This window comes from Bordetella ansorpii (assembly GCF_900078315.1).
Taxonomy (GTDB): domain Bacteria; phylum Pseudomonadota; class Gammaproteobacteria; order Burkholderiales; family Burkholderiaceae_B; genus Bordetella; species Bordetella ansorpii.
Map to the genome: position 1 here is coordinate 88,735 of NZ_FKBS01000017.1, position 26,361 is coordinate 115,095.

Here is a 26,361-nt window from a genome sequence, read left to right on the forward strand (position 1 = left end):
AAACACTACAGTCATAATTCGCCTGCATGGTGTGAGCCCAACGCCTCGCACTGAAACCTGATCTTTATTGACATGCCCTCTTATCGTTACGAAGCCACCGACGCCCTGGGCAAGATCGTGCACGGCACGATCGAAGCCGAAACCGAGCGCGGGGCCCGCAACCAGTTGCGGGGCCGTGGCCTGCTGCCACTGTCCACCGCCCCCACGGCCGCCGCCAGCGGATCCCTGTCCGGCATGTTCCGTCCTCGCCTGTCGGACGCCGACCTGGCCTGGATGACGCGCCAGCTGTCCAGCCTGCTGGCCGCCAGCCTGCCGCTGGACGCCGCGCTCAGCGCCACCCTTGACCAGTCCGAGAACAAGCACATGGCAGCCCTGCTGGCCGAAGTGCGCGCCGACGTTCGCGCCGGCCATCGCCTGTCGGTCGCCTTGGCCTCGCGCCCCCGTGATTTCCCGGAGATCTATCGCGCGCTGGTCGGCGCCGGCGAAGAGTCCGGCGACCTGGCGCAGGTCATGGACAAGCTGGCCACCTACATCGAAGAACGCAACGCCCTGCGCAGCAAGGTGCTCACGGCCTTCATCTATCCCGCCGTCGTGGCCTGTGTCTCGGTCATCATCGTCATCTTCCTGCTGGGCTACGTGGTGCCGCAGGTGGTCACGGCGTTCAGCCACGCCAAACAGCAGTTGCCATTGCTCACCCGCATCATGCTGGGCGCCAGCGACTACGTGCGGCAGTGGGGCTGGCTGACGGCCCTGGCCATCGGCTTCCTGGTCGCGCTGTGGCGCTACACGCTGCGGGCACCCGCGGCGCGCATGGCCTGGCATAGCCGCATGCTGCGGCTGCCGCTGGTCGGACGCTTCGTGCTGGGCGTGGACGCGGCGCGCTTCGCCTCCACGCTGGCCATCCTGACCGGCAGCGGCGTGGCGCTGCTGACCTCGCTGGACGCCGCGCGCCGCACGCTGGGCAACGACCGCCTGCGCGCCGCGGTGGACGACGCCAGTGCCCGGGTGCGTGAAGGCGCCTCGCTGTCGGCCTCGTTGGGGGCGCAGAAGTGCTTTCCATCGCTGCTGGTGCACCTGATCGCCAGCGGCGAGAAGACGGGCCGGCTGCCCGAACTGCTGGAGCGCGGCGCAAACAACCTGTCGCGCGACCTGGAGCGCCGCGCCATGGCCATGACCGCGCTGCTCGAGCCGCTGCTGATCGTCGTGATGGGCGGCATCGTACTGATGATCGTGCTGGCGGTGATGATGCCGATCCTGGAGATGAACCAGCTGGTGCGCTGAACGGCGCGGGTTCGGATAGGCGCCGCACGGAACATGTCCGACCCGGCGGACCCGATGACGTTTACAGCGCCTCTTCGTCGCTTTCGCCGGTACGGATGCGGATGGCCTGTTCGATCGGGGTGACGAAGATCTTGCCGTCGCCGATCTTGCCAGTGCGCGCCACCTTGAGGATGGCGTCGATGGCGGGCTCGACCATGTCGTCGGACAGCACTACGTCGATGCGGATCTTGGGCAGGAAATCGACCACGTACTCGGCGCCGCGATACAGCTCGGTGTGCCCTTTCTGGCGCCCGAAACCCTTGACCTCGGCGACCGTCAGGCCGCTGACGCCGACCTCGGCCAGCGCTTCGCGCACTTCGTCGAGTTTGAACGGCTTGATGATGGCGGTGACTTGTTTCACGTGCGTTTTCCCTGGTTTTGCTTGGAGATGATGACTGCGGGGCTGCGGGATGACTGTGGGCGCCGGCTGCGTTGCGTGCCGGATTCAGGACAAAGCGTCAGGACGACAGCGGTTCGCGAAAGCCGTTGGTGACAGGATAGCGCCAATCCCGTCCAAACGCGCGTGGCGTGATGCGCGGCCCGGGGGGAGCCTGGCGGCGTTTGTATTCGTTGATGCGGATCAGCCGCACCACCTGCTCGACCGCGGCCGGCGGATAGCCCGCGGCGACGATGTCGGCAGGCGACTCGTTGTCTTCCAGGTAGCGCGCCATGATGCCGTCCAGCACGTCGTAGGGCGGCAGGCTGTCCTGGTCGGTCTGGTCGGGACGCAGCTCGGCCGACGGCGGACGGGTGATGATGCGTTCCGGGATGATTTCCTGCCGCGTGTTGCGCCATTGCGCCAGGCGGTACACCAGCGTCTTGGGCACGTCCTTGATGACGGCGAAGCCGCCCGCCATGTCGCCGTACAGGGTGCAATAGCCGGTGCTCATCTCGGACTTGTTGCCGGTGGTCAGCACCAGGCGGCCGGTTTTGTTGGACAAGGCCATCAGCAAGGTGCCGCGCACGCGGGCCTGGATGTTCTCTTCGGTGGCATCCACCGGCAGGCCTTCGAACTGGGCCGCCAGCATCTGCTCGAATGCGCCGATCGCGGGCGCGATGGCGATGTCGTCGTACTTCACGCCCAGGCGCTGCGCCATGTCGGCCGCGTCGATCTGCGAGATGTCGGCCGTGTAGCGCGACGGCATCATCACGGCGCGCACGTTCTCGGCGCCCAGGGCATCGACCGCCACGGCCAGCACCACGGCGGAGTCGATGCCGCCCGACAGGCCGATGATGGCGCCGGGGAAGCCGTTCTTGCCCAGGTAGTCGCGCACGCCCAGCACCAGGGCGTTCCAGACCTGCTCTTCCAGGCAATACGGCGCCACGTCGGCCTGGCGCGTGACCGGACGGACGCCGCCCTTGTCGTCGACCTCGACCACATTCACGCCTTCGGTGAAATCGGGCAGGCGCGCGGCGCGCCGGCCGTGGGCGTCGATGGCGAACGAGGCGCCGTCGAACACCAGTTCATCCTGGCCGCCGACCAGGTTGGCGTAGATCACGGCGCAGCCGGTATCGCTTACGCAACGCTCGGCCACGGACTGGCGCAGCACCTGCTTGCCGGTGTTGTACGGCGAGGCGTTGGGAACCAGCAGCACGCGGGCGCCGGCGGCGGCGGCGGCGCGGGGCGCATGCTCGAACCAGATGTCTTCGCAGATGGTGACGCCGAAGGGCACGCCCTTGACGTCGAACACCAGCGGCGCGCCATCGGCCGCGAAGTAACGCTGCTCGTCGAAGACGGCGTAATTGGGCAGTTCGCGCTTGCGGTAGACGCCGATCTCGGACCCGCCGCACAGCACCGTCGCGGCGTTGTACAGCCGGTCGTCGCGCCGCTGCACATGGCCCACCACGACGTGCAGTCCGTCGAGCGCGGACAGGTCACGGGCCAGCTCGCGCAGGACTTCTTCCTGCTTCTGCACGAAAGAGGGGCGCAGCAACAGGTCTTCGGGCGGGTAACCGGTCAGCACCAGTTCGGGCGTGACCAGCACGTCCGCCCCCTGCTCGTGCGCCGCGCGGGCGGCCTTCAGCACTTTGGCGGCATTGCCGGCCAAGTCGCCGACGATGGCGTTGATTTGCGCAATTGCTACCCGGGCGACGCTCATGGGGGACGGTTCCAGAATCCGTGAAAAGAAACGGAAAAAATTATCGCACGGCCAGAGCGGAGACATCCCCCTGCCAGAATCGGCAGGTGCCGGTTACGCCGCACCTCGGGTACCTTACGGGCTTGCCACACGTCGCCCCAATCGATGCGCCATGTGGCGCTTAGCAGCCCGTCCCCCCGCAGCCTATAATTCCGCCACCATGGCAAATACCCCTTCTTCCTCGCAAGACCAGTTCGCCAACAAGGCGCAAGCCTGGTCCGCCCGGTTCTCCGAACCCGTCTCCGATCTCGTCAAGCGCTACACCGCCTCGGTCGACTTCGACCAACGCCTGGCCCGCCACGACATCCAAGGCTCCCTGGCCCACGCCGAGATGCTGGCCGCGCAGGGCATCATCCCCTCGCAAGACCTGGCCGACATCCAGCGCGGCATGCAGCAGATCCTGTCCGAGATCGACGCCGGCACCTTCCAATGGCTGCTCGACCTGGAAGACGTCCACCTCAACATCGAAAAGCGCCTGGTCGAGCTGGTCGGCGATGCCGGCAAGCGCCTGCACACCGGCCGTTCGCGCAACGACCAGGTCGCCACCGACATCCGGCTGTGGCTGCGAGATGAAATCGACAACCTGATCGACCTGCTGCGCCAGTTGCGCCGTGCGCTGGCCACCGTTGCGCTGGAAAACGCCGGCACCATCATGCCGGGCTTCACGCACTTGCAAGTCGCCCAGCCCGTCACCTTCGGCCACCACCTGCTGGCCTACGCCGAGATGTTCGGCCGCGACGCCGAGCGCCTGGCCGACTGCCGCAAGCGCGTCAATCGCCTGCCGCTGGGCGCTGCCGCCCTGGCCGGCACGTCCTACCCCATCGACCGCGAACGCGTCGCCGCCACCCTGGGCTTCGACGGCGTGTGCCGCAACTCGCTGGACGCCGTGTCCGACCGCGACTTCGCCATCGAATTCTGCGCCGCCGCCGCCCTGGTCATGACGCACGTGTCGCGCCTGTCAGAAGAACTGGTGCTGTGGATGAGCCCGCGCGTGGGCTTCATCGACCTGGCCGACCGCTTCTGCACGGGCAGTTCGATCATGCCGCAGAAGAAGAATCCCGACGTGCCCGAACTGGCCCGTGGCAAGACCGGCCGCGTCAACGGCCACCTGGTCGCCCTGCTCACCCTGATGAAGGGCCAGCCCCTGGCCTACAACAAGGACAACCAGGAAGACAAGGAAGGCCTGTTCGACACCGTCGACACGCTGCGCGACACGCTCACCCTCTTCGCCGACATGGCCGGCGGCATCCGCGTCAAGGCCGACAACATGCGTGCCGCCGCGCTGCAGGGCTTCGCCACCGCCACCGACCTGGCCGACTACCTGGTCAAGCGCGGCCTGCCGTTCCGCGACGCCCACGAAGTCGTGGCCCATGCCGTGCGCGACTGCGAGCAGCGTGGCATCGACCTGGCCGACCTGTCCTTGCAGGAACTGCAGGGCTATCACGCCGCCATCGAAGCCGACATCCACCAGGTGCTGACGCTGGAAGGCTCCGTGGCCGCCCGCAAGCACATCGGCGGCACCGCCCCCGAGCGCGTGCGCGAGGAAGCGCAACGCGTGCTGGCCGAGACGGCCTGACCTCCCTGCCAGCGCACAGGCCCGCCACGGCGAGTCAGTCCGGCGCCAATAAAAAAGGGCCACATGAACTGCCCCCGAAAGTTGGACGTAGATCCAACCTTCGGGGGCAGTTCACAGCGGCCCTTTTTCATGAAACCCGTCGTTGCAGGCCCGACCTTCAGGCCGTCCTTACAGGCCGTCCTTACAGCCCGTTCCACTCCGACACGAACTGCTTGTAATCCGGACGCTGCAACGGCGGCAATGGCATCGACAGCTTGCCCACGGCCAGAAAGCCCAGGAAACGGTGATCCAGCGCGTCCAGGCCCAACTTGTCCTGCACTTCCTCCACGTAGGTCCCCAGGCCGGTGCTCCAGAACGCCGCGTAGCCCGACATGTGAATGGCATTGAGCAGGTTCATCACCGATGCGCCCGTGGCCAGCAACTGCTCGTGCTCGGGAATCTTGGTGTTGTCGTGGTCGATTTTCTGCGCCACGGCGATCACCAGCGGCACCTGGGCCAGCCACTCGCGAGTGGCCTTTTCCTTTTCCGGCGTCATGCGCTTGTCGCCGCTGCGCTTGACCGCATCCAGCGCCATGTCCGCCAGACGCCCGATGGCCTCGCCGCGGATCAGCACATAGCGCCACGGGCGCATCGCGCCGTGATCGGGCGCGGACATGCCGGCCTGCAGGATCTGCGCGAGTTCGGCATCGCTGGGCGCGGGGCCCGTCAGCATCTTGGTGGAACGGCGGGTAAGCAGAGCGTCGATCGGGGTGGCGGTCATTGAATGAAGCGGAAGCTAGTCGAGAAGAATTCTCATCATACGCCAGGCGGATGGCGCGGCGCGCCATGCCCTGGCCCGACGTACGGATTTGGCGCGCACGTCATCCCGGTGGGCAACCGGTCCGCGCACGTCAACCTGATCGGCAACCTGTCCGTGCTCGATCAACCCAGATGCGTATGCCGTTCGGGCCGTTCGTCGGCCTCCATCTCGGCCAACCCATGCAGGATGCCGCAGTCTTCCGCGTCCTCGTGCGCCGACCGGCACCGCTGCCGCAGTTCGGTCAACTGTCCCCGCAACTGGGTCAGTTCGGCAATGCGAGCGTCCACGTGGGAGATGTGCTCGTCGAACAGGTCGTTGATCGGCGCGCATCCCGACTCATGGTTGTCCGCCAGGGCCAGGATGGCGCGGATTTCCTCCTGCGTCATGTCCAGCGCGCGGCAATTACGGATCAACTTCAGCCGTTCCAGATGCGGCTGCCCGTAAGTCCGGTAGTTGTTCAAGCCACGGTCCGGCGCGGGCAGCAGGCCCTCTTTCTCGTAATAGCGCACCGTTTCCACGGTGGTGCCGGCCGCGCGGGCCAATTCACCGATCTTCATGGCGGGTCTCCTGGAGACGTCAAAGCCGTTGTTTGCCTGTTGACCCTATAGTAACTCCAGGGTGTGCAATGCAGGCTATCGCTGACACTCCGGGCCCGTCGCCCGACCGGAAAACGCCATGTCCCGCAACATTCCGCCCTCTGAAGACACGCTGTCGTCGTCCTCCTCGCCAGGCCCCGGCCATGACGCGGGCTGCGGCGGGCATGCGCAGGAAGATATGCGGCTCATCAAACGCTTCAACACCGAGCACGCCGCCTCGAGAAATCGCCGTCACGGCGATGCAAACAAGCGGATCGCCCCCGTCCAGGACGGCGAGCATGGCCAGCAACGGCCAGGGCAACCGGAAACTCATGACCAGGCCCACCGCCACGGCGGCGATCCTGCCGCCGGCCTCACGCAGCAGGACGACGCCAGCCGTGCCGCCCATCAGCCGCCGCACGATCATGACCGCCATAGCCATGCCCCCGCGAGCGGCCACCACCACGAGCATGGCGACGCCTGCCAAGGCCATGCCCATGCCCTCGCCGCCAAGGCCGAAGACCATGCCGGCTGCGGCCACGCCCACGCCTGCGGGGACGACACCGCCGCCTCGCCCGCCTCCCGCCCCGCATCGCCCGCGCTGCAAGCCGGCCCCGGCCAACGCGTCGCGCGCCTGCGCATCGGCCAGATGGATTGCCCCACCGAGGAAACGCTGATCCGCCGCAAGCTCGGCAACCTGCCCGAGGTCCACGCGCTGGACTTCAACCTGATGCAGCGCATCCTCACCGTCGTGCACGCCGAGGACGCGCTGGACACGGTCACCGCGGCCATCCGCTCATTGGACATGACGCCCGAGCCCCTGCAGGACGATGCCCCCGCCACCACGGCGCCGCCAGCGCCCGGCCGGGGCTGGCGCATGCTGGCCACCGCCGGCGTGCTGGCCACCGCCGGCGTGCTGGCCGCCGCCGCCGAGGCTGCGCACTTCGCCGCCCTGCCGCTGGCCGTCACGGCGGTGCTGGCGGTGCTGTCCATCCTGGCCTGCGGCATCTCCACCTACCGCAAGGGCTGGATCGCGGTGCGCAACGGCAATCTCAACATCAATGCCCTGATGAGCATCGCCGTCACCGGCGCCGTGCTGATCGGCCAATGGCCCGAAGCCGCCATGGTGATGTTCCTGTTCAACGTGGCCGAACTGATCGAAGCCCGCGCGCTGGACCGCGCCCGCAATGCCGTGCGCGGCCTGATGGACCTGGCGCCGCAGACCGCCACGGCCCGCCAGCCCGACGGCGGCTGGGCCGAGATCCCGGCCGCGCGGTTGCAGCCCGGCGACGTCGTGCGCGTGCGGCCCGGCGAGCGCATCGCCGCCGACGGCGCGGTGTCCGAAGGCCGCTCGGCCGTGGACCAATCCCCCATCACCGGTGAAAGCCTGCCAGTGGACAAGGGGCCGGGCGACCCGGTCTACGCCGGCACGGTCAATGCGTCGGGCAGCTTCGAATACCGCGTCACCGCCGCGGCCGGCAACACCACACTGGACCGCATCATCCACGCCGTCGAACAGGCCCAGGGCGTCCGCGCGCCGACCCAGCGCTTCATCGACCGCTTCTCGCGCGTCTACACGCCCGCCGTGGTCGGCCTGGCGGTGCTGGTGGCCGTCGTGCCGCCATTGCTGCTGGACCACGCGTGGCTGGCTTCCATCTACCAGGCGCTGGCCCTGCTGATCATCGCCTGCCCCTGCGCGCTGGTGATTTCCACGCCGGTCAGCGTGGTCAGCGGGCTGACGGCCGCCGCGCGGCGCGGCATCCTGATAAAGGGCGGCGTCTATCTGGAAGAAGGCCGCAAGCTGGCCTGGCTGGCCCTGGACAAGACCGGCACGCTGACCCGCGGCACGCCCGGACAGACCGACCTCGTGACGCTGCAGACCGCCAGCGCCGCCGGCACGCCCGCCGTGCAGGCCGCCGTCAGCCTGGCCTCGCGTTCCGACCACCCCGTGTCCCGGGCGCTGGCCCGGGCCGCGAACGCTCCCCAGCCGTTGCAAGTGGAGGATTTCGCCGCCCTGCCCGGCCGCGGCGTCAGTGGCCGCATCGGCGCCGAGACCTTCCATCTGGGCAATCGCCGCCTGCTGAATGAACTGGGCGCGGACGATGCCGACGTGCGGGCACGCATCGACGCCCTGGAAAGCCAGGGCAAGACCGCCGTGGCGCTGGCCTGCGGCGAACAGGTGCTGCTGCTGGCCGCGGTGGCCGACACGCTGCGTCCCGGCAGCGCCGACGCCATCGTCGACCTGCACCGGTTGGGCGTGCGCACCCTGATGCTCAGTGGCGACAACGCCCGCACCGCGCGCGCCGTGGCCGACGAGGCGGGCATCGACGAGGCGCGCGGCGACCTGTTGCCCGAGGACAAGCTGACCGCCATCGAAAGCAAGCTGAGCCAGGACGGCGCGGTCGGCATGGTGGGCGACGGCATCAACGACGCCCCGGCGCTGGCGCGCGCCGACATCGGCTTCGCCATGGGCGCGGCCGGCACGGGCACCGCCATCGAGACCGCCGACGTCGCCCTGATGGACGACGACCTGCGCAAGATCGGCACCTTCGTGCGCCTGTCGCGCGCCACGCATCGGGTGCTGATGCAGAACATCGCGCTGGCGCTGGGCATCAAGGCCCTGTTCCTGCTGCTGGCCCTGACCGGCCAGGCCACGCTCTGGATGGCGGTATTCGCCGACGTGGGCGCGGCGCTGCTGGTGGTGGCGAACGGGCTGCGCCTGTTGCGGGCGGGCGGCCGCTTCACGGGACGGGGCGGATGGATTTAAGCTCGGGAAAAGCCGCCCTCCTTCAAATAACCAGAAGTCATCATTTCATCCATACTTATTCTTTGTGGAAAAATGACGCCCTGGTTACAGTGAGCGTCCTACCCCCGTCCTGTGAACGTCCACGCGGAGCTCCACGATGAAACTGTCTTTCCGTACCTTGCTCGTTGCCGGCGTCATGCAACTGGCCGCCCTGGGCGCCGCGCATGCCCAATCCGAACTGGACGCCATCAAGCAGGCCGGCGCCATCAAGATCGGCACCGAGGGCACCTACGCCCCCTTCACCTTCCATGACGCCTCTGGCCTGACCGGCTTCGACGTCGAGATCGGCCGCGCCATCGCCCGGCAATTGGGCGTGAAGGCCGAATTCGTCGAAGGCAAGTGGGACGGCCTGATCGCCGGCCTGGACGCCAAACGCTACGACGTGGTCATCAACCAGGTCGGCATCACCGAGGCCCGCCAGGCCAAGTACGACTTCTCCGATCCCTACATCTCGTCGCCGGCCGCGCTGGTCGTGCGCAACGACAACAAAGACATCAAGACGTTCGCCGACCTGAAGGGCAAGCGCTCGGCCAACACCCTGACCAGCAACTTCGGCAAGCTGGCGCAAAGCTACGGCGCCGAGATCGTGCCGGTGCAGGGCTTCAATGAATCCGTCGACCTGCTGCTGTCGCGCCGCGTGGACGCCACCGTCAACGACAAGCTGTCCTTCCTCGACTTCAAGAAGCAGAAGCCCAACGCGCCGCTGGTTGCGGTGGCCTACGCCGACGGCCGCGATCTGAACGCCTCGGGCGTGCTGCTGCGCAAGAACAATCCCGAGCTGCGCGACGCCATCAACAAGGCGCTGTCCACCATCAAGGCCGACGGCACCTACAAGAAAATCTCCGAGAAGTACTTCGGCACCGACTTGTCGGCCGCCCAGTAACCCGACCAGGCCGCCCCCTCGATGATCGCCGAGTACGCCGCGCTGCTGCCTCCGTGGCTGCGGCTGATGGCCGAATCGTTCTGGCCGCTGCTGAAGGCCGGCCTGACGTTCACCGTCCCGCTGACCCTGCTGTCCTTTGCCGCGGGGCTGGTGCTGGCCTTCGTGGTGGCGCTGATCCGGCTGTTCGGGCCGGCGCCGCTGGTGGCGCTGGTGCGCTTCTACGTCTGGCTGATCCGGGGCACGCCGCTGCTGGTGCAACTGTTCGTGATCTTCTACGGCCTGCCCAGCGCGGGCATCGTGCTGGATCCGCTGCTGGCCGCCACGATCGGCTTCACACTGAACGTCGGCGCCTACAACTCGGAAGTCATCCGCGCGGCCATCGAGTCCATCTCGAAGGGCCAATGGGAAGCCGCCTATTCGCTGAGCATGACGCGCGGCCAGGCCATGCGCCGCACCATCCTGCCGCAGGCGGCCCGCGTGGCGGTGCCGCCGCTGTCGAATTCCTTCATCTCGCTGGTGAAGGACACCTCGCTGGCCGCGGTGATCACCGTGCCCGAGATCTTCCAGGCGGCCCAGCGCATCGCCGCGGTCACCTACGAACCGCTGATCCTGTACGTGGAAGCGGCCATCATCTACCTGGCCTTCAGCTCGGTGCTGTCGGCGCTGCAAACCCGCCTGGAGCGGCGCTACGGCCAGCACGCGGCCTTCTCGGGGACCCTGCGATGATCCGGCTGGAAGGCATCGACAAGACGTTCGATGGCAACCGCGTGCTGCATGGCGTGGACGTCACCATTGCCGAAGGCAGCGTCACCGCATTGATCGGCCCGTCGGGCAGCGGCAAGAGCACCCTGCTGCGCTGCGTGAACCTGCTGGAAGTGCCCGAGGCCGGCGTGCTGACGCTGGGCGAGGAAACGCTGCGCTTCAGCGCGCAGCGTCCGTCCGACGTCGCCGTGCAGCGCATCCGGCGCCAGACCGGCATGGTGTTCCAGAACTTCCAGCTGTTTCCGCACCAGACGGCGGTGGCCAACGTGATGGAAGGCCTGGTCACCGTGCAGAAGTGGGACAAGTCCCGCGCCCGTGACCGCGCCCTGGAGCTGCTGGAGAAGGTCGGCCTGGCCGCCAAGGCCGATGCCTGGCCCGCCACGCTGTCCGGCGGCCAGCAACAGCGCGTGGCGATCGCCCGCGCGCTGGCGCCCTCGCCTCGCGTGCTGTTGTGCGACGAGCCGACCTCGGCGCTGGACCCGTCCCTGGCCGGCGAAGTGGTGGACGTGCTGCGCCGCCTGGCCGCCGAAGGGATGACCATGCTGATGGCCACCCACGACCTGCGCCTGGCCGCGGCCATCGCCAATCAGGTCATCTACCTGGAGGCCGGCCAGGTGGTCGAATCGGGCGCGCCGCGCCAGTTGTTCACCCAGCCCGCCGATCCGCGCACCGCGGCGTTCGTGTCTACATTGACGCAGAGCAGCCTGCCCGAGGAATGGTCGCAGCCGGCGGCCGGATAGACTGCACCCGGCGACGGGCCGAGTCAGCCGCCCGCCTGCCCGTCCGGCTTCTTGCGGTCGATGTGCCCCAGATCGCGATCCGGATCCAGGCGATCGCGCACCCGCTGCTTGAGCACCTTGGCATCGGGGAAACCGCCGTCCGTCACCCGGTCCCAGATCAGGTGGCCGTCGTAGTGGATGCGGAACACGCCTCCCGTGCCCGGCACCAGCGCGACCTCGCCCAGATCGGTCGAGAACGTGGACAGCAGTTCCTGCGCCATCCACGCCGCGCGCAGCAGCCACTGGCATTGGGTGCAGAATTGAATGGAGATGCGCGGGCCGGCGGCCGGCGCGGGAGAAACGGAAGTATTCATACGGTTCCGGCCGCAAGGCGGCAAATGAATCCGGGCGGACAGGCTCGTCGGGCATGGACGGCAGGCCAACCGGACTCGGATAGCCAGATCCTGCCGGGCGCCATGAAGAAGCCTCCTCGCCCGCCACGCCACGACGTGCGGCGCGATCCCGACCGATTTTGCCATGCTACGCTGCCCGCCATGCGCTTCGACCTGACCGACCTGCGGCTGTGCCTGGATGTCCAGGAGACCGGCACCATCACGGCGGCCGCCGCGCGCTCGCACATGACGCTGGCCGCTGCCAGCGAACGCATCCGCGGCATGGAGGACGCGCTGGGCGTGCCCTTGATGACGCGCAACCGGCGCGGCGTCGCCCTGACCCCCGCTGGCCGCACGTTGGCGCACCATGCACGCACGGTACTGCTGCAGATGGACCGCCTGCGCGGCGACCTGCAACAGTACGGCCACGGCCTGAAGGGACACGTGCGCCTGCAATGCAATACTTCGGCGCTCAGCGAATACCTGCCCGAGGCGCTGGCCGCCTTCCTGGCGCGCCACCCGGCCATCTCGATCGACCTCGAGGAACGCGTCAGCCGCGACATCGCCGACGCCCTGCGCGCCGGGCTGTGCGACCTGGGCGTGATCGCCGACACCGCCGACCTGTCCGGCCTGCAGATCCATCCCTACCGCCCCGATCCCCTGACCCTGATCGTGCCGCGGGGCCACGAGCTGGCGGCACGGGCGCGCGTCAACCTGGCCGAGGTGGCGCACCTGGATTTCGTGGGGCTGGAAGAAAGCAGCGCGCTGCAATCGCACATTGCCGGCCATGCGCGCCGGGCCGGCAAGCCGCTGGCCTACCGCATCCGCCTGCGCAGCTTCGAGGCGGTGTGCCGCATGGTGGGCCAGGGCATCGGCATCGGCGTGGTGCCCCAGGCGGCGGCGCTGCGCTACGGCCGCGCCGCCGGCATCCGCCGCGTGGCGCTGGCCGACACCTGGGCCCACCGCTCGCTGGTGCTGGGCGTGCGCGACGACGACGACCTGCCCGGCTACATCCGCGAACTGATGCTGCACATCCTGGCCGGCGCGGCGCCGGCAGCAAGGACCTGATCCGGCGCGGGTTTCCGATGGGGGTATCGTCCCGCGCAGGCGCACTAGTCCGAAGCCCGCTCACCACTGTTGCGCCGGTCGTAGAAATCGATGAATTCCTTGGGGGCCAAAGCCTTGGCGTACAGCCAGCCCTGCGCGTAGTCGACCCCCGCCCCACGCAGATAGGCCTCTTGCTCGACCGTCTCGACGCCCTCGGCGACGATGCGCAGCCGCAGGCCCTGCGCCATTTCGATGATGTACGGCGTGACCACGCTGGTGGCGGCTTCCTTGCCGATGGCGTCCACGAAGGTCTTGTCGATCTTCAGCGTGTCCAGCGGCAGTTGTTCCAGCATCGACAGGCTGGAATAGCCCGTGCCGAAATCGTCGATGGCGACCACGTGCCCCGCCGCGCGCGCCGACTCGATCGTCTTGCGCGCCGCCTTGGCATGCATGAAGCCGCGCTCGGTGGCCTCCAGCCAGATCTGTTCGGGGTCGATGCCGTAGCGGTGCAGTGTGCGGGCCAGCACCGGCAGGAAGCGTCCGCTCTCGATGTCGCTGGACGAAATGTTGATCGAGACGTGCATGCCCGGTTCTTGCGCCAGCGTCCTGGCCAGGTCTTGCGCCACGCGTTCGATCACCAGGTCGGTGATGCGCGCGATCAGGCCCACCTGCTCGGCCATCGGAATGAAGACGTTGGGCGGCACCATGCTGCCATCCGGCTTCTGCCAGCGCACCAGCGCCTCGCCGCCCACGCACAGGCCGGTGGAGAGCTCGATGATGGGTTGGTAATGCGCCACGAATTCGCGCTTCTTGATGGCGATGGCCAGTTCGCCGCGCGTCGACAGGCGCTGCCGCGACATCCACAGCACCAGCGCCAGCAGGGCCCCGGAGGCCAGCAAGCCGACGGGCACCAGTGTCCACAGCTCGCTGTCCAGGCGCTGCTGGATGGCCGAACGCTCGGACATCGCGAACACGGTCAGGCCACGGCTGGTCTCGCTGGCGTACAGGTGGTGGTCGTCCATGCCGCTGCCCGGATGCGCCAGCAATCGGCTGACCAGCTCGGGATCCGCCTCGCCGGACATGGCGATCAGCTTGCCGTTCTCGGTGGCGATGCCCAGCGTCATGTGCGTGTCCCGCAGGACATCGACCAATTGCTGCGGCCGGATCAGCACATTGTGGCTGCCCTTGCTGAGCGCCAGCATCGGACCCGCCTTGGTCACCAGGGCATCGTGGCCCACGTGCAGGCCGAAGCCGTCGGGCAGCGTGGCATCGACCGTGCCGAACGGGATGCGCTGCATGACCACGCCCCAACTGGTGCAGGCCAGCAGGTCGTTCTGGAAATAGCCGACTTCGGCGATGTAGGGGGACGCGACGGCGAGCTGCCGCATGCGGCCGATGTGCTCGGGCGAACATTCCGCCCAATTCTCTTTCTCGATTTCTTCGAGCAGCTTGCGCCCTTGGCCCAGGTTGGCGTCGGCCCGCAGGGCGGTCCAGGAGGCGTACTCGGACAGGTGGCGCAATTCGGCTTCGGTGGCGCGCATCCGGGAGACTTGCACCGCGGCCACCAATGGAAGGATTGCCGCGCAGACGGCCAGGCACCCCGCGACGATAAATACCTTTCGGCGCATGCGGGAAGGGCTCCGGACACAGGCATGCAACGCATGGGCCGGCAACCTAGCGCCGATGCGGGTTACCGGAATGAGCGCAAATCGTAACGGGTGATGACGGCGCGAGCAATGGGCAGAAACACTTTACCTGCAACATTTGCCCGCGTCATGCCCAGGTCACATATGTGGCCTAAACACGCCCTGCCGTTCAATCCACGCTGGCGCCCGACTGCTTCACCACGTCCGCCCAGCGCGGAATCTCGGTGGCCATCAGGTCACGCAGCTGCTCCGGCGTGCTGCCCACCAGCTCCATGCCCATGGTCTTGCCCAGCTTCTCCTGCACGTCGGGCTCTTTCAGGATCGCGGCGATCTCGCGCGACAGGCGGTCGACGATGGGCTTGGGCGTGCCCTTGGGCGCATACACGGCCTGCCACGACGCCACGTCGAAGCCCGGCACGCCCGCCTGCGCCATCGTCGGCGTCTCGGGCGACAGCTTGATGCGGTTCTTCGTGGTCACCGCCAACAGCTTCAGCTTGCCGGTCTGCAGCAGCGGCAGCGCGGCCGTCATCTGGTCGAACATGAAGGTGACGGCGCCGGACGACACGTCCACCATCGCGGGCGGCGTGCCCTTGTACGGCACGTGCGTCAGCGGCACGCCGATCATGCCGGCGAACAGTTCACCCGTCAGGTGCGTGGACGTGCCCGCGCCCGAAGAGGCGAAGGTGCGCTTGGCCGGATCGCGCTTGAGCAGGGCGATCAGGTCGGCCACCGAGTTCACGCCCAGATTGGGATCGACCAGCAGCACGTTGGGCAGCGTGGCCACCAGCGAGACGGGCTCGAAGTCCTTCACAGGGTCGTACTTCAGGCTCTTGTACAGGCTGGCGTTGATGGCGTGCGTGCTGATCGTGCCGCCGAACAGCGTATAGCCGTCGGGCGTGGCCTTGGCCACATAGGCGGCGCCGATGCCGCCAGCCGCGCCGGGCTTGTTCTCGACCACGACGTTCTGGTGCAGGCGCTCGCCCAGCTTCTGGGCGATGACGCGGCCCACCACGTCGGTCGAGCCGCCCACGGTGAACGGCACGACGTAGCTGATGGGTTTCTGGCTGGGCCAGTCGGCGGCCTGCGCGGACAGCGCGGGCGCGCCCAGGGCAGCCGCCAGTACGCCGGCCAGCAGGATGCGGCGGGTGGATTGCATGGTTTTGTCTCCGGTTTTTCTGGATATGGGTGTGGCCGGCCGATCCGGCGCATCGCCGTCCGGTACTGCTGCGAAACTGCCCATGTGGCGGGCCGGCCGGCCCGCCACATGGGATTCATCGCGCCCTCAGCGCCCCTGCTGCTTGCGCCATGCGGCGAATCGGTCGCGCGTGCCCGGATCGGTGGGCGGATACAGGCCCAGCACCGAGGCGCCCTGCTGCACTTCGGTGGTCACGAAGTCTTCGAACGCAGTCATCTCCACGGCCTCCACCGCGATCTCGTCCGCGATCGCGGCCGGGATCACGACCACGCCCTCGCCGTCGCCCACCACCACGTCGCCCGGGAACACCGCCACGTCGCCGCAGGCGATAGGCAGGTTCATGTCCATCGCCTGGTGCAACGTCAGGTTGGTCGGGGCCGAGGGACGGTTGTGATACGCGGGAATCTGCAGGGTGGAGATTTCGGGCGAATCGCGAAAGCCGCCGTCGGTGACGACGCCGGCCACGCCACGCTTCATCAGGCGCGTGACCAGGATGCCGCCGGCCGACGCGGCCCGCGCGTCCTTGCGGCTGTCGATCACCAGCACGGCGCCCTCGGGGCAGGTTTCGACGGCCACCCGTTGCGGATGCGCGCGGTCCTCGAACACCTTGATGGTGTTCAGGTCTTCGCGCGCCGGGATGTAGCGCAGCGTGAAGGCCGGCCCCACCATGTTGGGCAGCGAGCGGTTCAGCGGGTGCACGTCCTGGATGAACTGGTTGCGCAGGCCGCGCTTGAACAGCGCGGTGCACAGCGTGGCGGTGCTGACGCCCAGCAGCCGGGCGCGGGTTTCGGGGTTGAGCTGGGACACGGTGTCTCCGGATAGGCGTAGCTGCACGGACCCGCGGGCCCGCGCCAGGGGGATCAGAAAATCGAGGGTTCGGGCACGGGCGCGCCGAAGCCGGTTTCAAGGAAATCGAAGTCGCAGCCGTCGTTGGCCTGCAGGATGTGCTGGCTGTACATCCATCCGTAGCCTCGCTCGTAGCGGCGCGGCGGCGGCGTCCAGGCCGCGCGGCGGGCCGCCAGCTCTTCGTCGCTGACGTTCAGGTGGATGCGGCGCGCCGGCACGTCGACGGTGATGAGGTCGCCCGTGCGCACCAGCGCCAGCGGGCCGCCCACGTACGATTCGGGCGCGGCGTGCAGGATGCAGGCGCCGTAGCTGGTGCCGCTCATGCGGGCATCGGACAACCGCAGCATGTCGCGCACGCCCTGCTTGACCAGCTTGGTGGGGATGGGCAGCATGCCCCACTCGGGCATGCCCGGCCCGCCCTGCGGCCCGGCGTTGCGCAGGATCATGATGTGGTCCGCCGTGACGTCCAGGTTCTCGTCGTCCACCGCGGCCTTCATGCTGGGATAGTCGTCGAATACCAGGGCCGGCCCCGTGTGCCGCAGGTACTGCGGCGCGCAGGCGCTGGGCTTGATCACGCAGCCATCCGGCGCCAGGTTGCCGCGCAGCACCGCCAGCGCGCCCTCGTCGTAGATGGCGTTGTCCAGCGGGCGGATCACGTCGTCGTTGTAGACCTCGGCGCCCTGGATGTTCTCGCCCAGCGTGCGGCCGGTGACCGTCATGGTCGACAGGTCCAGGTGCCTGTCGGCCAGCCGCGTCATCAGGCCGGGCAGTCCGCCCGCATAGAAGAAATCTTCCATCAGATATGTGCTGCCGCTGGGACGGATGTTGGCGATCACCGGCACCTTGCGGCTGGCGGCGTCGAAATCGTCCAGGTCGACCGCGCAGCCGGCGCGGCGCGACATGGCCACCAGGTGCACGATGGCGTTGGTCGAACAGCCCATGGCCATGGCCACGTTGATGGCGTTGTGGAACGAAGCCGGCGTCAGGATGCGCTGCGGCGTCAGGTCTTCCCACACCATCTGCACCGCGCGCCGGCCGCATTCGGCCGACATGCGCATGTGATTGACGTCGGCGGCCGGAATGGACGAGGCGCCCGGCAGCGTCATGCCGATGGCTTCGGCGATGGCGGTCATGGTGCTGGCCGTGCCCATCGTCATGCAGGTGCCGTAGCTGCGCGCGATGCCGCCCTCGACTTCGGTCCATTCGGCGGTGGTCAGGTTGCCGGCGCGGCGCTCGTCCCACAGTTTCCAGGCGTCCGACCCCGAACCCAGGATCTTGCCCTTCCAGTTGCCGCGCAGCATGGGACCGGCGGGCACGTACACGCACGGCAGGTTGGCGCTGATGGCGCCCATGATGAGGCCCGGCGTGGTCTTGTCGCAGCCGCCCATCAGCACCGCGCCGTCCACCGGGTGGCTGCGCAGCAGTTCCTCGGTCTCCATGGCCAGGAAGTTCCGGTACAACATGGTGGTGGGCTTGACCATGGACTCGGACACCGAGATGGCCGGCAGCTCCACCGGAAAGCCGCCTGCCTGGAATACGCCGCGCTTGACGTCTTCCACGCGCTGTTTGAAGTGGCTGTGACAGGGATTGAGGTCGGACCAGGTGTTGACAATGGCGATGACCGGCCGGCCGGCCCAGTCCTGCGGGCCATACCCCATCTGCATCATGCGCGAACGGTGGCCGAAAGAACGCAGGTCGTCATGGGCCATCCAGCGGGCGCTGCGCAGGTCTTCGTAGGAACGTGTCATGGCGGAAGCAAGTGGGTTGGTCAACGATGCGAAAGATTGAAACACTAATATATTAGTACGTCAATGCGAGGCCGCCTGGGTACAATCCGGGCATTCAACGCCCTGCCCTTGCCCATGACTTTGCTGGACACCCTGCCCGCCGACCTGCGCCTCGATCGCTCGCGCCATGCCGCCCCGCAGGTGTTCCAAAAGCTGCGCGACCTGATCATGTCGCTGGAGCTGGCGCCCGGCACGGTGCTGTCGCGCGGCGAACTGGCCGATGCGTTCGGCCTGAGCCAGACCCCCATCCGCGACGCCCTGAGCCAACTGCGCGACGAAGGCCTGGTCGACATCTTTCCGCAGCACACCACCGCCGTCAGCCGCATCGACATCGCGGCGGCGCGCCAGGCGCATTTCCTGCGCCGTTCGCTGGAACTGGAGATCGTGCATCAGTTGGCCGGCCAGGCCGACGCCGCTCTGATCGACCGCCTGCAGGCCCACATCGACGTGCAGCGCGCCAACCTGGGCCCCGAGCGCTACCAGCGCTTCATCGCGGCCGACCAGGCCTTCCACCGCGAGATGCATGACGCGGCCGGCGTGGGCCACCTATGGGAACTGGAGCAGCGCTACAGCGGCCACGTCGACCGGCTGCGCCGCCTGCACCTGCCCGAAGCCGGCAAGGCCGACCGCATCCTGCGCGACCACCAGCGCATCGTGGACGCCATCGCCGCGCAGGACGTGGCGGGCGCGCAGCAGGCGCTGCGCGAACATCTGTCGGGAACCCTGAGCCAGGTCGACGAGATCTGCCGGCGTTACCCGGATTACGTCGTGCCGGCCTGAGACAAGCCTTCCCTACGGCGCGCTGTGCACGCGGTTCTTGCCCGCGCGCTTGGCCTCGTACATGGCCTGGTCGGCCTGCGCGATGACGGCGTCCATGGTCGAGCCGTGGTCGGGCCACCGCGCGACACCGATCGACACGGTGACGCCGGCCAATCCGGCCTCGACCGCGTGGCGCAGGCGCTGTGCGAACGCCAGGCCATCTTCGCGATCCACGCCGGGCACGAACACCGCCAGCTCTTCGCCGCCCATGCGCGCGGCGATATCGTCCTCGCGCACCTGCGCCCGCACCACGTTGGCCAGGCCACGCAGCACTTCGTCGCCGGCCGCGTGGCCCTGCGTGTCGTTGATCTTCTTGAAATTGTCGACGTCCATCAGGACCACCGACATCGACGCGTGCTGGTGGTGCGTGTCGGCCAATGCCTCGTCCGCGCCGCGCCGGTTGAGCAGGCCCGTCAGGGGATCCGAGGCCCGCTCGCGCTTCAAGCGGCCGATCCGGCCCGCCACCGCGCTGGCCGCACGCAGCATGGCGCCCCGCAGTTCCTCGACCTCGAAATACCAGCCGTTGACGCCGCGGATCTGGTCGGTGGCCTGGTTGGATCCCAGGTCGCCGGCCGCATCCGCCAGCGTGCGCAAGGGCACCGACACGAATTGCGCCAGCCACCAGATGCCGGCCAGGCACAGGACGATGATGGGCACCGAGAACAGGAACATGCGGCCGAACTGCTCCTGGACCACGTCCAGGGCGACCGCCGTCGGCCGTTGCGCGATCACCGTCCATCCCGTCGAGTTCACGCGCGAATATCCCGCCAGTTCGTCGATGTCGTCCTCGTCGCGCACCCGCGCCGAGCCGGTCCTGGCCGCGCGCGCCACCAGCACGGCCGGGTTCTTGCCGACCTGCTCGCCGATCTTGGCATTATCCGGGTGATAGAGAATGCGGCCGCTCTTGTCGACGACATACAGCGCAGAGCCGTCGGTGAAATCGTGCTCGGCCAGCACCGCATGCAGCGCGTTGCGCTCGTGCAGGTAGATCGTGCCGAACAGCGCCCCGGCGTACCGGCCTTCGGCGTCGAACACGGGATGCGAAATCGTCACGATCCAGCGCCCCGTGACCGCCCGGTAGGGCTCGGACGTCATCGGCGTGCGCGAACTGAGCACGCGCCGGATCTCGTCGCTTTCCAGCACGGTGCCGACCAGGCGCAGCGTGGCCGGGATGGTGGCCAGCACCAGGCCGCGCCGATCGACGACGACCAGCGAGTTGAAGGTGTCGGTGACGCGGGACAGCCGGTCGACCACCAGCTTGGCCGACTGCCCGTTGATGTCGCTCTTGCCGCTCAGCTCGTCCGCCCCCGCGCCCAGCAACTGGCGCGCGCCATCCAGGAACACGTCAGTGGCCTGCGCCACCTTGTTGGCGTAGACGCGGTTCAATTCCAGCGTATTGGCCAGCAACGCGCTTTGCTGGACCCGGTAAGCCGCAATGAAGGTATTGGCCAGCGCCAGCACGAAAATGATCAACGACGCCCACAGAATGAGATGGCGCAGATCGGGGCGGAGAAGGATTCGGTTCATCTTCTTTGACATCATGCGCAACCTGCCCCGTGCGAGGGAAACGCCCGGCAGGTTGGTGGCGAATTGTATGTCGCCCGAGGCCGGCCACCTACCTTAAAGCACGCCCCGTCCAAGGGGTGTATATCTTCCACGGCATGACGAAAGCCGCGATCGCCGAGCTTCTGCCTGCGGATGGGGAAATCGGCCACGCCGTGGGCGACAGGGCGCTGGCGACCTTCGCGGCGGTGCTGCGCACGTTCCTGCGGAACAGGGACGTGATCGCCCGGTTGGGCGGGGGTGAATTCGTGGTGCTGCTGACGGACGCCAGTGGAGACGACGCAGCGCGGATCGACCCGCAGCGGGATGCGTCGGTGCAGGCGCTGCGGGCGGACGCGGATGCGTCGATGTACGGGCAGAAGCGGCTGGGGAAGGCGGGGCGGTAAATCTCCGGGCGCGCCGTTCACCCCGTTCGATATCCGGCTCGCAGCCGGGAATCGCTAGATCGCCCCCGCGTCGTCCTCCCCGATCCCGCGCAACACCTCTTTCTTCGCTCCCGGCAGATTTCTTGGGGCAAGGTCTTCCTCTTTGACCAGCGGCTCCAGCCCCTCGTCCAGCAACTGTTCGGCGCGGTTACGGATCTGCTGTTCGTGGTCGGCGAAGGCCTTCAGGCGCGCGGCCTCGCCCGCTTCACAACCGTAAGCCCGCGCCAGCGCCTGCCCCGTCACGGCGGCCTCGACCCATTCGCTGGTTTCTCCCGCCAGGCTGAAGACGACCAGGTCCTGCCTGCTGTCGTAATGCACGTGCTTGTCCATGTTGGTTCTCCTGTATTCCGGTACTGATCGGCGGTGGCGTGGATACCGAGCCCACGCCACATAGGGACGCTCAGCCCCAAGCAAGGACGTCCAGCGTATCGCGCAGCATGTGGCATTCCTGTAGGTGGGAGCGGCCGCGCCACGTGCCTATAAATAAGAATTAATCTTGTTTTCCTTGATGACTGACCGTTAGTCAGTTTAATATTCCTCATCCCAAGTCAAGGACAACCCACCCATGACCCTGCACGAACTCGAAAACCTGCCGCTGGCCATCAGCGTCGCCCGCCATCCCCGCACGGCGGGCGAACGGGCCGGCGCCTGGATGCCTGCGACCCAGTGGCCCACAGGGGGGGAACGCCTGGCCGTGCTGCACGTGCTGGCCGGCGGCGACCAGGCGATCGGTGAGCCCGAAGACGCCCTGCGCGACATCAAGACCTGGCTGCAGGCCTACGCCGTCCAGGCTGGACGGCAGATTCTGTGCATAGCCATCGTCGCGCCGCCCGCGCATGTGGACCGGATGATGGGCGCCGATGCCGAACACCTGCTCGGCATGCCCGCGGAGGTGTTTGCGGACGTGCCCTCCGCGCTGGCGTTCATGGGATGGTTCATCGCCCCGGCGGAAGATGCCGCCTGGGACGCCGCCGCCATCCAGACGCGGGTCCAGCAGGCTTTACGCGATAATCCGGGATTATCCGCCCTGCCCATGCCGCCGCGCGCTGCCCGCCGGCCCTCTCTCATTCGATGACCTTCTCACCCGACGCCAAGCGCCCGCGCACCAAGCCCGCCGAGACCCGCCGCGGCGAGCTCATGGATGCCGCGCTGGCGCTCTTCCTGGACAAGGGATTCGATGGCGCCAGCGTCGACGAGATCGTCAACCGGGCCGACGTCGCCAAGGGCACCTTCTACCTGTACTTCAAGACGAAGGACGACGTGCTGCAGGCGCTGCGGGAACGCTTCGTCGAGCAGTTCCTGGCTTGTCTGGAGGACGCCGTGGCGGGCTGCGCGGCGGACGACTGGGCGGGACGGCTGGATGCCTGGATCGAGGCCGGCATCGCTCTCTACCTGAAGGAATTCGCGCTGCACGATCTGGTGTTCCACGAGTTTCGGCCATCGCATCGGCATGCGCGCAACGACAATGTCGTCATTGCGCACCTGGCGCGGCTGATCGAAGGCGGCGTGCGGGCCGGCGCGTGGCGTTCACGCAATCCCCGCCAGACCGCCGCCATGGTGTTCAGCGCCGTGCACGGCGCCGTCGACGAGGAGATCATCTCGGCTACCAGGATGGGCAAGGAAGCGTTGACCAGAGAGGTGCTGACCTTCTGTAGAAGCGCGGTCGGGCTGCCCCTGCGCGTGTAGGCGCATCGGGGATTGCGCAGGAGCCTCGCCCACGGAGGCCTGTTACCATCCCGGCACATCCCACCATTGGCCTGTACGACGTGCGGGCTGCTTTCCCGGGCTGCCAGGCCCGCCGCAGCGCGCGCCACCCGCTGGCACGATGGCCGCAACCCGCCGATATCAAGAGATCCCCAACGATGCGTATCGCCACCTGGAACGTCAATTCCCTGAACGTCCGCCTGCCCCAGGTGCTGGACTGGCTGGCCGCCAACCCTGTCGACGCCCTGTGCCTGCAGGAACTGAAGCTGACGGACGACAAGTTCCCCACGGCGGCCTTCACCGAGATCGGCTATCACGCGGCCTTCACCGGCCAGAAGACCTACAACGGCGTGGCCATCCTGTCGCGCGAACCCGCGCGCGACGTGGTGCGCAACATCCCCGGCTATGAAGACCTGCAGCAGCGCGTGATCGCCGTGACGCTGCCCAGCCCCGCCGGCGACGTGCGCGTGATCTGCGCGTACTGTCCCAACGGCCAGTCGCTGGAATCGGAAAAGTACATCTACAAGCTGGAGTGGTTCTCGGAACTGAAACGCTGGCTGCAGGAGGAAATGGCCGTGCATCCGCGCCTAGCCATCCTGGGCGACTACAACGTGGCGCCGGCCGACGAGGACGTGCACAACCCCGAGAAATGGGAAGGCCAGGTGCTGGTCTCCGAACCCGAACGCTCGGCCTTCAAGGCCCTGCTGGCGCTGGGCCTGACCGACTCGTTCCGCCAGTTCGAGCAGCCCGAGAAGTCGTTCAGCTGGTGGGACTACCGCCAGTTCGCGTTCCGCCGCAACGCCGGGCTGCGCATCGACCACATCCTGCTGACCGACTCGCTGATGAAGGCCTGCACGGCCTGTGTCATCGACAAGGAGCCGCGCCGCAACGAGCAGCCGTCGGACCATACTCCCGTGGTGGCCACGCTCGATCTCGTGGGGGCCTGAGCCTTCGAGATTTACATCGTCTCGGGAAATCAGGTATATTTGCCGTCTTTGGGGCGGTAGCTCAGCTGGGAGAGCGTCGCGTTCGCAATGCGAAGGTCGGGAGTTCGATCCTCCTCCGCTCCACCAAATTCCCAGCCAGAAGGCACACCATTTCGCGATGGTGTGCCTTTTGCATTTCCGGGGGTGGCCGGCGGTCTGCCACGGATCAGCCGCCCTCTTTCAGCGTGATCAACGCATCCAGGCAAACCCCGCCGTCCTGGCGCAGCACGAACGGATTCACATCCACCCCGGCCAGCACGTCGCGCCAGTCGTAGGCCAACTCGGATAGCGCCACCAGCGCCCGCACCAACGCGGGAACGTCCAGCGCCGCCTGCCCGCGCCACCCATCCAGCAGGCGGGACGCCCGCACCGAACCGACCAGGGCCTTCGCCCGCGCCTCGCTCAACGGCGCCGTGGCGAAGGCCACGTCCTGGTACAGCTCGACGGCCACCCCGCCCAGGCCGAACATCACCATCGGCCCGAACAGCGGGTCGACGTGCACGCCCAGGATGGTCTCCGTGCCCGGCGCGCACATCGGCGCAATCAGCACGCCCGAAACCGGCGCCTGTCCTGCCCGCTGGCGCAGCAACGCGTAGGCCGAGCGCACGGCATCCTCGTCCTTCAGGTTCAGCAGCACGCCACCGATCTCGGTCTTGTGCGGGATGTCGGCGGAAACGATCTTGGCGACCACGGGAAAGCCGACGCGCCGGGCCGCGGCAACGGCCGTGTCCGCGTCCGTGCACAGCGTTTCGTCCAGCATGGGCAGGCCGTATTGGGCCAGCACCTGCTTGGCCTGGACCTCGTCCAGGCGCGTACCCAGGAACGGCGGCGCCACCTTGGGGTCGGCGGACGCCTTGCGCCCCCCACTGCCCGCCTGCGACGCCGAACCGCCGGCGCCCGCACGTACCGCTTCATCGCTGTCCGTCGGCACCGGCGCATGCGCGTCCGCCCCGCACTCATCCAGATCCATCGCGCACCGCCGCGCCACCATCCCGCACGCCGCACCGACCGCCGCCATCGCGCGCCCGGGATCCGAGAAGATCACCAACCCCTCCGCCTCGATGTCCGTCCGCATGCGTTCGCTGTACGGCCCCACCAGCACGATCAGGCGGTCCGGATAGCGCCTGCGCAGGTCCGCCAGCCCTTCCAGCATCGCCGGAAAACGTTTCTCGTCGCACGGGATCTGCGCCAGGTAGATGCACAGCGTCGACCAATCGGTATCCTGAAGCAGCACTTCGGCCAACCTGGGCACGCCATTCTTCACCGCGCCGATCTGGGCGGTGGTGTCCAGCGGGTTCTCGCCGATGGCGAAGGGCACCAGCTCGTGCGCGCGGCGCCGCACATCCGCGGCCAGCACGGGGATGTCCACGCCCAGGCGCTCGGCGTCGTCGGTCATCAGCACGCCGATGCCGCCCGACACCGTCAGGATGCCGGCGCGGTTGTTAGCTGGCTTGGCCAACTGCGTGCACACATAGGCGATGTCCAGCATCTGCTCGATGGTGGTGGCGCGCCAGGCGCCGCACTCGCGCACCACCGCATCGAAGATGCGGTCGTTGCCCGCCACCGCGCCGGTATGCGTAGCCGCCGCCACCTGGCCGCGCGACGACGTGCCCACCTTCATCAGGATCACCGGCTTGCCGGCTGCCGCGGCCCGGCGCAAGGCGCGGCGCAGCGCGTCGCCATCGCGGCAACCCTCGATGGCCGCGCAGATGACGCGGGTCTTCTCATCCGCGGCCAGGAAATCGATGCACTGCGCCACGTCCACGTCGGCCTCGTTGCCGGTGGCCACGATGCGGGCGATGCCCAGCCCGCGCTGGATCGCCTGGGCATAGGCGCACGAGCCGAAGGCGCCGCTCTGCGTGGCGAAGCTGATGCCGCCCTCCCGCGGCTCCAGGGCCTCCAGCGCGGTGGAGAAAGTGGCGTAGAAGCGGTTGTGCACGCTGACGATGCCCAGGCAGTTGGGACCGATCAGGCGCACGCCATGCGCGGCGGCCAGCTCGGCCAGCGCCCGCTGGCGTTCGCGGCCCTCGTCGTCCTCTTCGGCAAAACCGGAGCTGAGCACCTGCACGTGGCGGATGCCCTTGGCGATGCAGGCCTGCAAGGCGTCCAGCGCGCCCGGCGCGGGCACGATGATGAGCGCCTGGTCGATGGCCTGCGGCACGTCGGCCAGGGTGGGATAGGCCTTCAGGCCCTGCACGGTATCCGACTTGGGGTTGATGGGAAAAATCCGGCCCGTGTAGCCCGCGTCGCGCAGGAAGCGGATGGGCCGGCCGCCCAGCTTGTCGGGATCGGACGATGCGCCGATGATCGCGACCGAACGCGGGTCGAAGAACGGCTGCAAGGGATGACCGGCGTTCATCGTACAGCCTCCTT

At 67.9% G+C, this 26,361-nt stretch carries 24 protein-coding genes and 1 tRNA gene; 13 read left to right on the plus strand and 12 right to left on the minus strand.

Features of this window, described 5'->3' with window-relative positions; all coding sequences use genetic code 11:
* Positions 1–72: 72 nt before the first annotated feature.
* Positions 73–1,281 (plus strand): type II secretion system inner membrane protein GspF, encoded by a 1,209-nt coding sequence (gspF, locus tag A7W11_RS15365; protein WP_066414697.1) that lies wholly within the window; start codon positions 73–75, stop codon positions 1,279–1,281.
* 61 nt (positions 1,282–1,342) lie between these two features.
* Here the strand turns inward: gspF and A7W11_RS15370 are convergent, their stop codons facing one another.
* Both A7W11_RS15370 and A7W11_RS15375 read right to left on the minus strand, forming a co-directional pair.
* Positions 1,343–1,681 carry a P-II family nitrogen regulator gene (locus A7W11_RS15370; RefSeq protein WP_066414701.1) on the minus strand — a complete coding sequence of 113 codons (339 nt, stop codon included), beginning with the start codon at positions 1,679–1,681 and terminating at the stop codon, positions 1,343–1,345.
* A gap of 97 nt (positions 1,682–1,778) precedes the next feature.
* Positions 1,779–3,419, minus strand: a complete 1,641-nt coding sequence (locus tag A7W11_RS15375) for an NAD+ synthase (protein ID WP_066414706.1) — start codon at positions 3,417–3,419, stop codon at positions 1,779–1,781.
* Positions 3,420–3,618: 199 nt separating this feature from the next.
* On the opposite strand from A7W11_RS15375, the gene argH reads away from it, so the two are divergent.
* Positions 3,619–5,034 carry an argininosuccinate lyase gene (argH, locus tag A7W11_RS15380; RefSeq protein WP_066414710.1) on the plus strand — a complete coding sequence of 472 codons (1,416 nt, stop codon included), beginning with the start codon at positions 3,619–3,621 and terminating at the stop codon, positions 5,032–5,034.
* 181 nt (positions 5,035–5,215) lie between these two features.
* Here argH and A7W11_RS15385 read toward each other — a convergent pair whose 3' ends face one another.
* Entirely contained in the window at positions 5,216–5,794 is a 579-nt protein-coding gene (locus tag A7W11_RS15385; protein ID WP_066414717.1) for a nitroreductase family protein, read from the minus strand.
* A 161-nt stretch (positions 5,795–5,955) separates the two neighbouring features.
* Entirely contained in the window at positions 5,956–6,390 is a 435-nt protein-coding gene (gene cadR / locus A7W11_RS15390) for a Cd(II)/Pb(II)-responsive transcriptional regulator (protein ID WP_066414722.1), read from the minus strand.
* 118 nt (positions 6,391–6,508) lie between these two features.
* Between cadR and A7W11_RS15395 the strand changes: the two genes are divergently transcribed.
* The 4 genes from A7W11_RS15395 (at position 6,509) to A7W11_RS15410 (ending at position 11,599) form a co-directional block, all read left to right on the plus strand.
* On the plus strand, positions 6,509–9,175 hold the full coding sequence (locus A7W11_RS15395; protein ID WP_235816890.1) for a heavy metal translocating P-type ATPase: 2,667 nt from the start codon (positions 6,509–6,511) through the stop codon (positions 9,173–9,175).
* Positions 9,176–9,311: 136 nt separating this feature from the next.
* The gene (locus tag A7W11_RS15400; RefSeq protein ID WP_066414725.1) at positions 9,312–10,097 is read left to right on the plus strand and encodes an amino acid ABC transporter substrate-binding protein; all 786 of its coding nucleotides are present in this window, start codon (positions 9,312–9,314) and stop codon (positions 10,095–10,097) included.
* A 45-nt stretch (positions 10,098–10,142) separates the two neighbouring features.
* Complete coding sequence (locus tag A7W11_RS15405) at positions 10,143–10,823, plus strand: amino acid ABC transporter permease (protein WP_066416031.1); 681 nt, start codon at positions 10,143–10,145, stop codon at positions 10,821–10,823.
* Entirely contained in the window at positions 10,820–11,599 is a 780-nt protein-coding gene (locus A7W11_RS15410; RefSeq protein WP_066414728.1) for an amino acid ABC transporter ATP-binding protein, read from the plus strand. Before A7W11_RS15405 ends, A7W11_RS15410 begins: the two co-directional genes overlap by 4 nt.
* Before the next feature lie 23 nt (positions 11,600–11,622).
* On the opposite strand, the gene A7W11_RS15415 is transcribed toward A7W11_RS15410, so the two are convergent.
* On the minus strand, positions 11,623–11,952 hold the full coding sequence (locus A7W11_RS15415; RefSeq protein ID WP_066414731.1) for an Rdx family protein: 330 nt from the start codon (positions 11,950–11,952) through the stop codon (positions 11,623–11,625).
* Between the two features lie 180 nt (positions 11,953–12,132).
* Here A7W11_RS15415 and A7W11_RS15420 point away from each other — a divergent pair, with 180 nt between their 5' ends.
* Entirely contained in the window at positions 12,133–13,038 is a 906-nt protein-coding gene (locus tag A7W11_RS15420; RefSeq protein WP_066416033.1) for a LysR substrate-binding domain-containing protein, read from the plus strand.
* Positions 13,039–13,082: 44 nt separating this feature from the next.
* Here A7W11_RS15420 and A7W11_RS15425 read toward each other — a convergent pair whose 3' ends face one another.
* From A7W11_RS15425 to araD, 4 genes are all read right to left on the minus strand, one after another.
* The gene (locus tag A7W11_RS15425; RefSeq protein ID WP_218188603.1) at positions 13,083–14,573 is read right to left on the minus strand and encodes an EAL domain-containing protein; all 1,491 of its coding nucleotides are present in this window, start codon (positions 14,571–14,573) and stop codon (positions 13,083–13,085) included.
* Positions 14,574–14,832: 259 nt separating this feature from the next.
* Positions 14,833–15,819, minus strand: a complete 987-nt coding sequence (locus A7W11_RS15430; protein WP_066414738.1) for a Bug family tripartite tricarboxylate transporter substrate binding protein — start codon at positions 15,817–15,819, stop codon at positions 14,833–14,835.
* A gap of 126 nt (positions 15,820–15,945) precedes the next feature.
* Entirely contained in the window at positions 15,946–16,665 is a 720-nt protein-coding gene (locus A7W11_RS15435) for a ribonuclease activity regulator RraA (protein ID WP_066414743.1), read from the minus strand.
* A gap of 53 nt (positions 16,666–16,718) precedes the next feature.
* Positions 16,719–18,452: an L-arabinonate dehydratase gene (araD, locus tag A7W11_RS15440; protein ID WP_066414751.1), complete on the minus strand. Its 1,734-nt coding sequence runs from the start codon at positions 18,450–18,452 to the stop codon at positions 16,719–16,721.
* A gap of 114 nt (positions 18,453–18,566) precedes the next feature.
* Between araD and A7W11_RS15445 the strand changes: the two genes are divergently transcribed.
* The gene (locus tag A7W11_RS15445) at positions 18,567–19,271 is read left to right on the plus strand and encodes a GntR family transcriptional regulator (RefSeq protein WP_066416036.1); all 705 of its coding nucleotides are present in this window, start codon (positions 18,567–18,569) and stop codon (positions 19,269–19,271) included.
* A 12-nt stretch (positions 19,272–19,283) separates the two neighbouring features.
* On the opposite strand, the gene A7W11_RS15450 is transcribed toward A7W11_RS15445, so the two are convergent.
* The gene (locus A7W11_RS15450) at positions 19,284–20,837 is read right to left on the minus strand and encodes a sensor domain-containing diguanylate cyclase (protein ID WP_066414755.1); all 1,554 of its coding nucleotides are present in this window, start codon (positions 20,835–20,837) and stop codon (positions 19,284–19,286) included.
* A gap of 134 nt (positions 20,838–20,971) precedes the next feature.
* Between A7W11_RS15450 and A7W11_RS15455 the strand changes: the two genes are divergently transcribed.
* Positions 20,972–21,259 carry a diguanylate cyclase domain-containing protein gene (locus A7W11_RS15455; RefSeq protein WP_082887318.1) on the plus strand — a complete coding sequence of 96 codons (288 nt, stop codon included), beginning with the start codon at positions 20,972–20,974 and terminating at the stop codon, positions 21,257–21,259.
* A gap of 54 nt (positions 21,260–21,313) precedes the next feature.
* On the opposite strand, the gene A7W11_RS15460 is transcribed toward A7W11_RS15455, so the two are convergent.
* Positions 21,314–21,628, minus strand: a complete 315-nt coding sequence (locus A7W11_RS15460; protein WP_066414763.1) for a DUF1488 family protein — start codon at positions 21,626–21,628, stop codon at positions 21,314–21,316.
* A gap of 235 nt (positions 21,629–21,863) precedes the next feature.
* Between A7W11_RS15460 and A7W11_RS15465 the strand changes: the two genes are divergently transcribed.
* The 4 genes from A7W11_RS15465 (at position 21,864) to A7W11_RS15480 (ending at position 24,075) form a co-directional block, all read left to right on the plus strand.
* Positions 21,864–22,373: a hypothetical protein gene (locus A7W11_RS15465; RefSeq protein ID WP_066414765.1), complete on the plus strand. Its 510-nt coding sequence runs from the start codon at positions 21,864–21,866 to the stop codon at positions 22,371–22,373.
* Positions 22,370–22,984, plus strand: a complete 615-nt coding sequence (locus A7W11_RS15470) for a TetR/AcrR family transcriptional regulator (RefSeq protein WP_066414767.1) — start codon at positions 22,370–22,372, stop codon at positions 22,982–22,984. Before A7W11_RS15465 ends, A7W11_RS15470 begins: the two co-directional genes overlap by 4 nt.
* A gap of 176 nt (positions 22,985–23,160) precedes the next feature.
* Positions 23,161–23,949 carry an exodeoxyribonuclease III gene (gene xth, locus A7W11_RS15475; protein ID WP_066414771.1) on the plus strand — a complete coding sequence of 263 codons (789 nt, stop codon included), beginning with the start codon at positions 23,161–23,163 and terminating at the stop codon, positions 23,947–23,949.
* Between the two features lie 50 nt (positions 23,950–23,999).
* Positions 24,000–24,075: transfer RNA gene (locus A7W11_RS15480), tRNA-Ala, on the plus strand.
* Between the two features lie 79 nt (positions 24,076–24,154).
* On the opposite strand, the gene A7W11_RS15485 is transcribed toward A7W11_RS15480, so the two are convergent.
* Positions 24,155–26,347 (minus strand): acetate--CoA ligase family protein, encoded by a 2,193-nt coding sequence (locus tag A7W11_RS15485; protein WP_066414773.1) that lies wholly within the window; start codon positions 26,345–26,347, stop codon positions 24,155–24,157.
* Positions 26,348–26,361 lie beyond the last annotated feature (14 nt).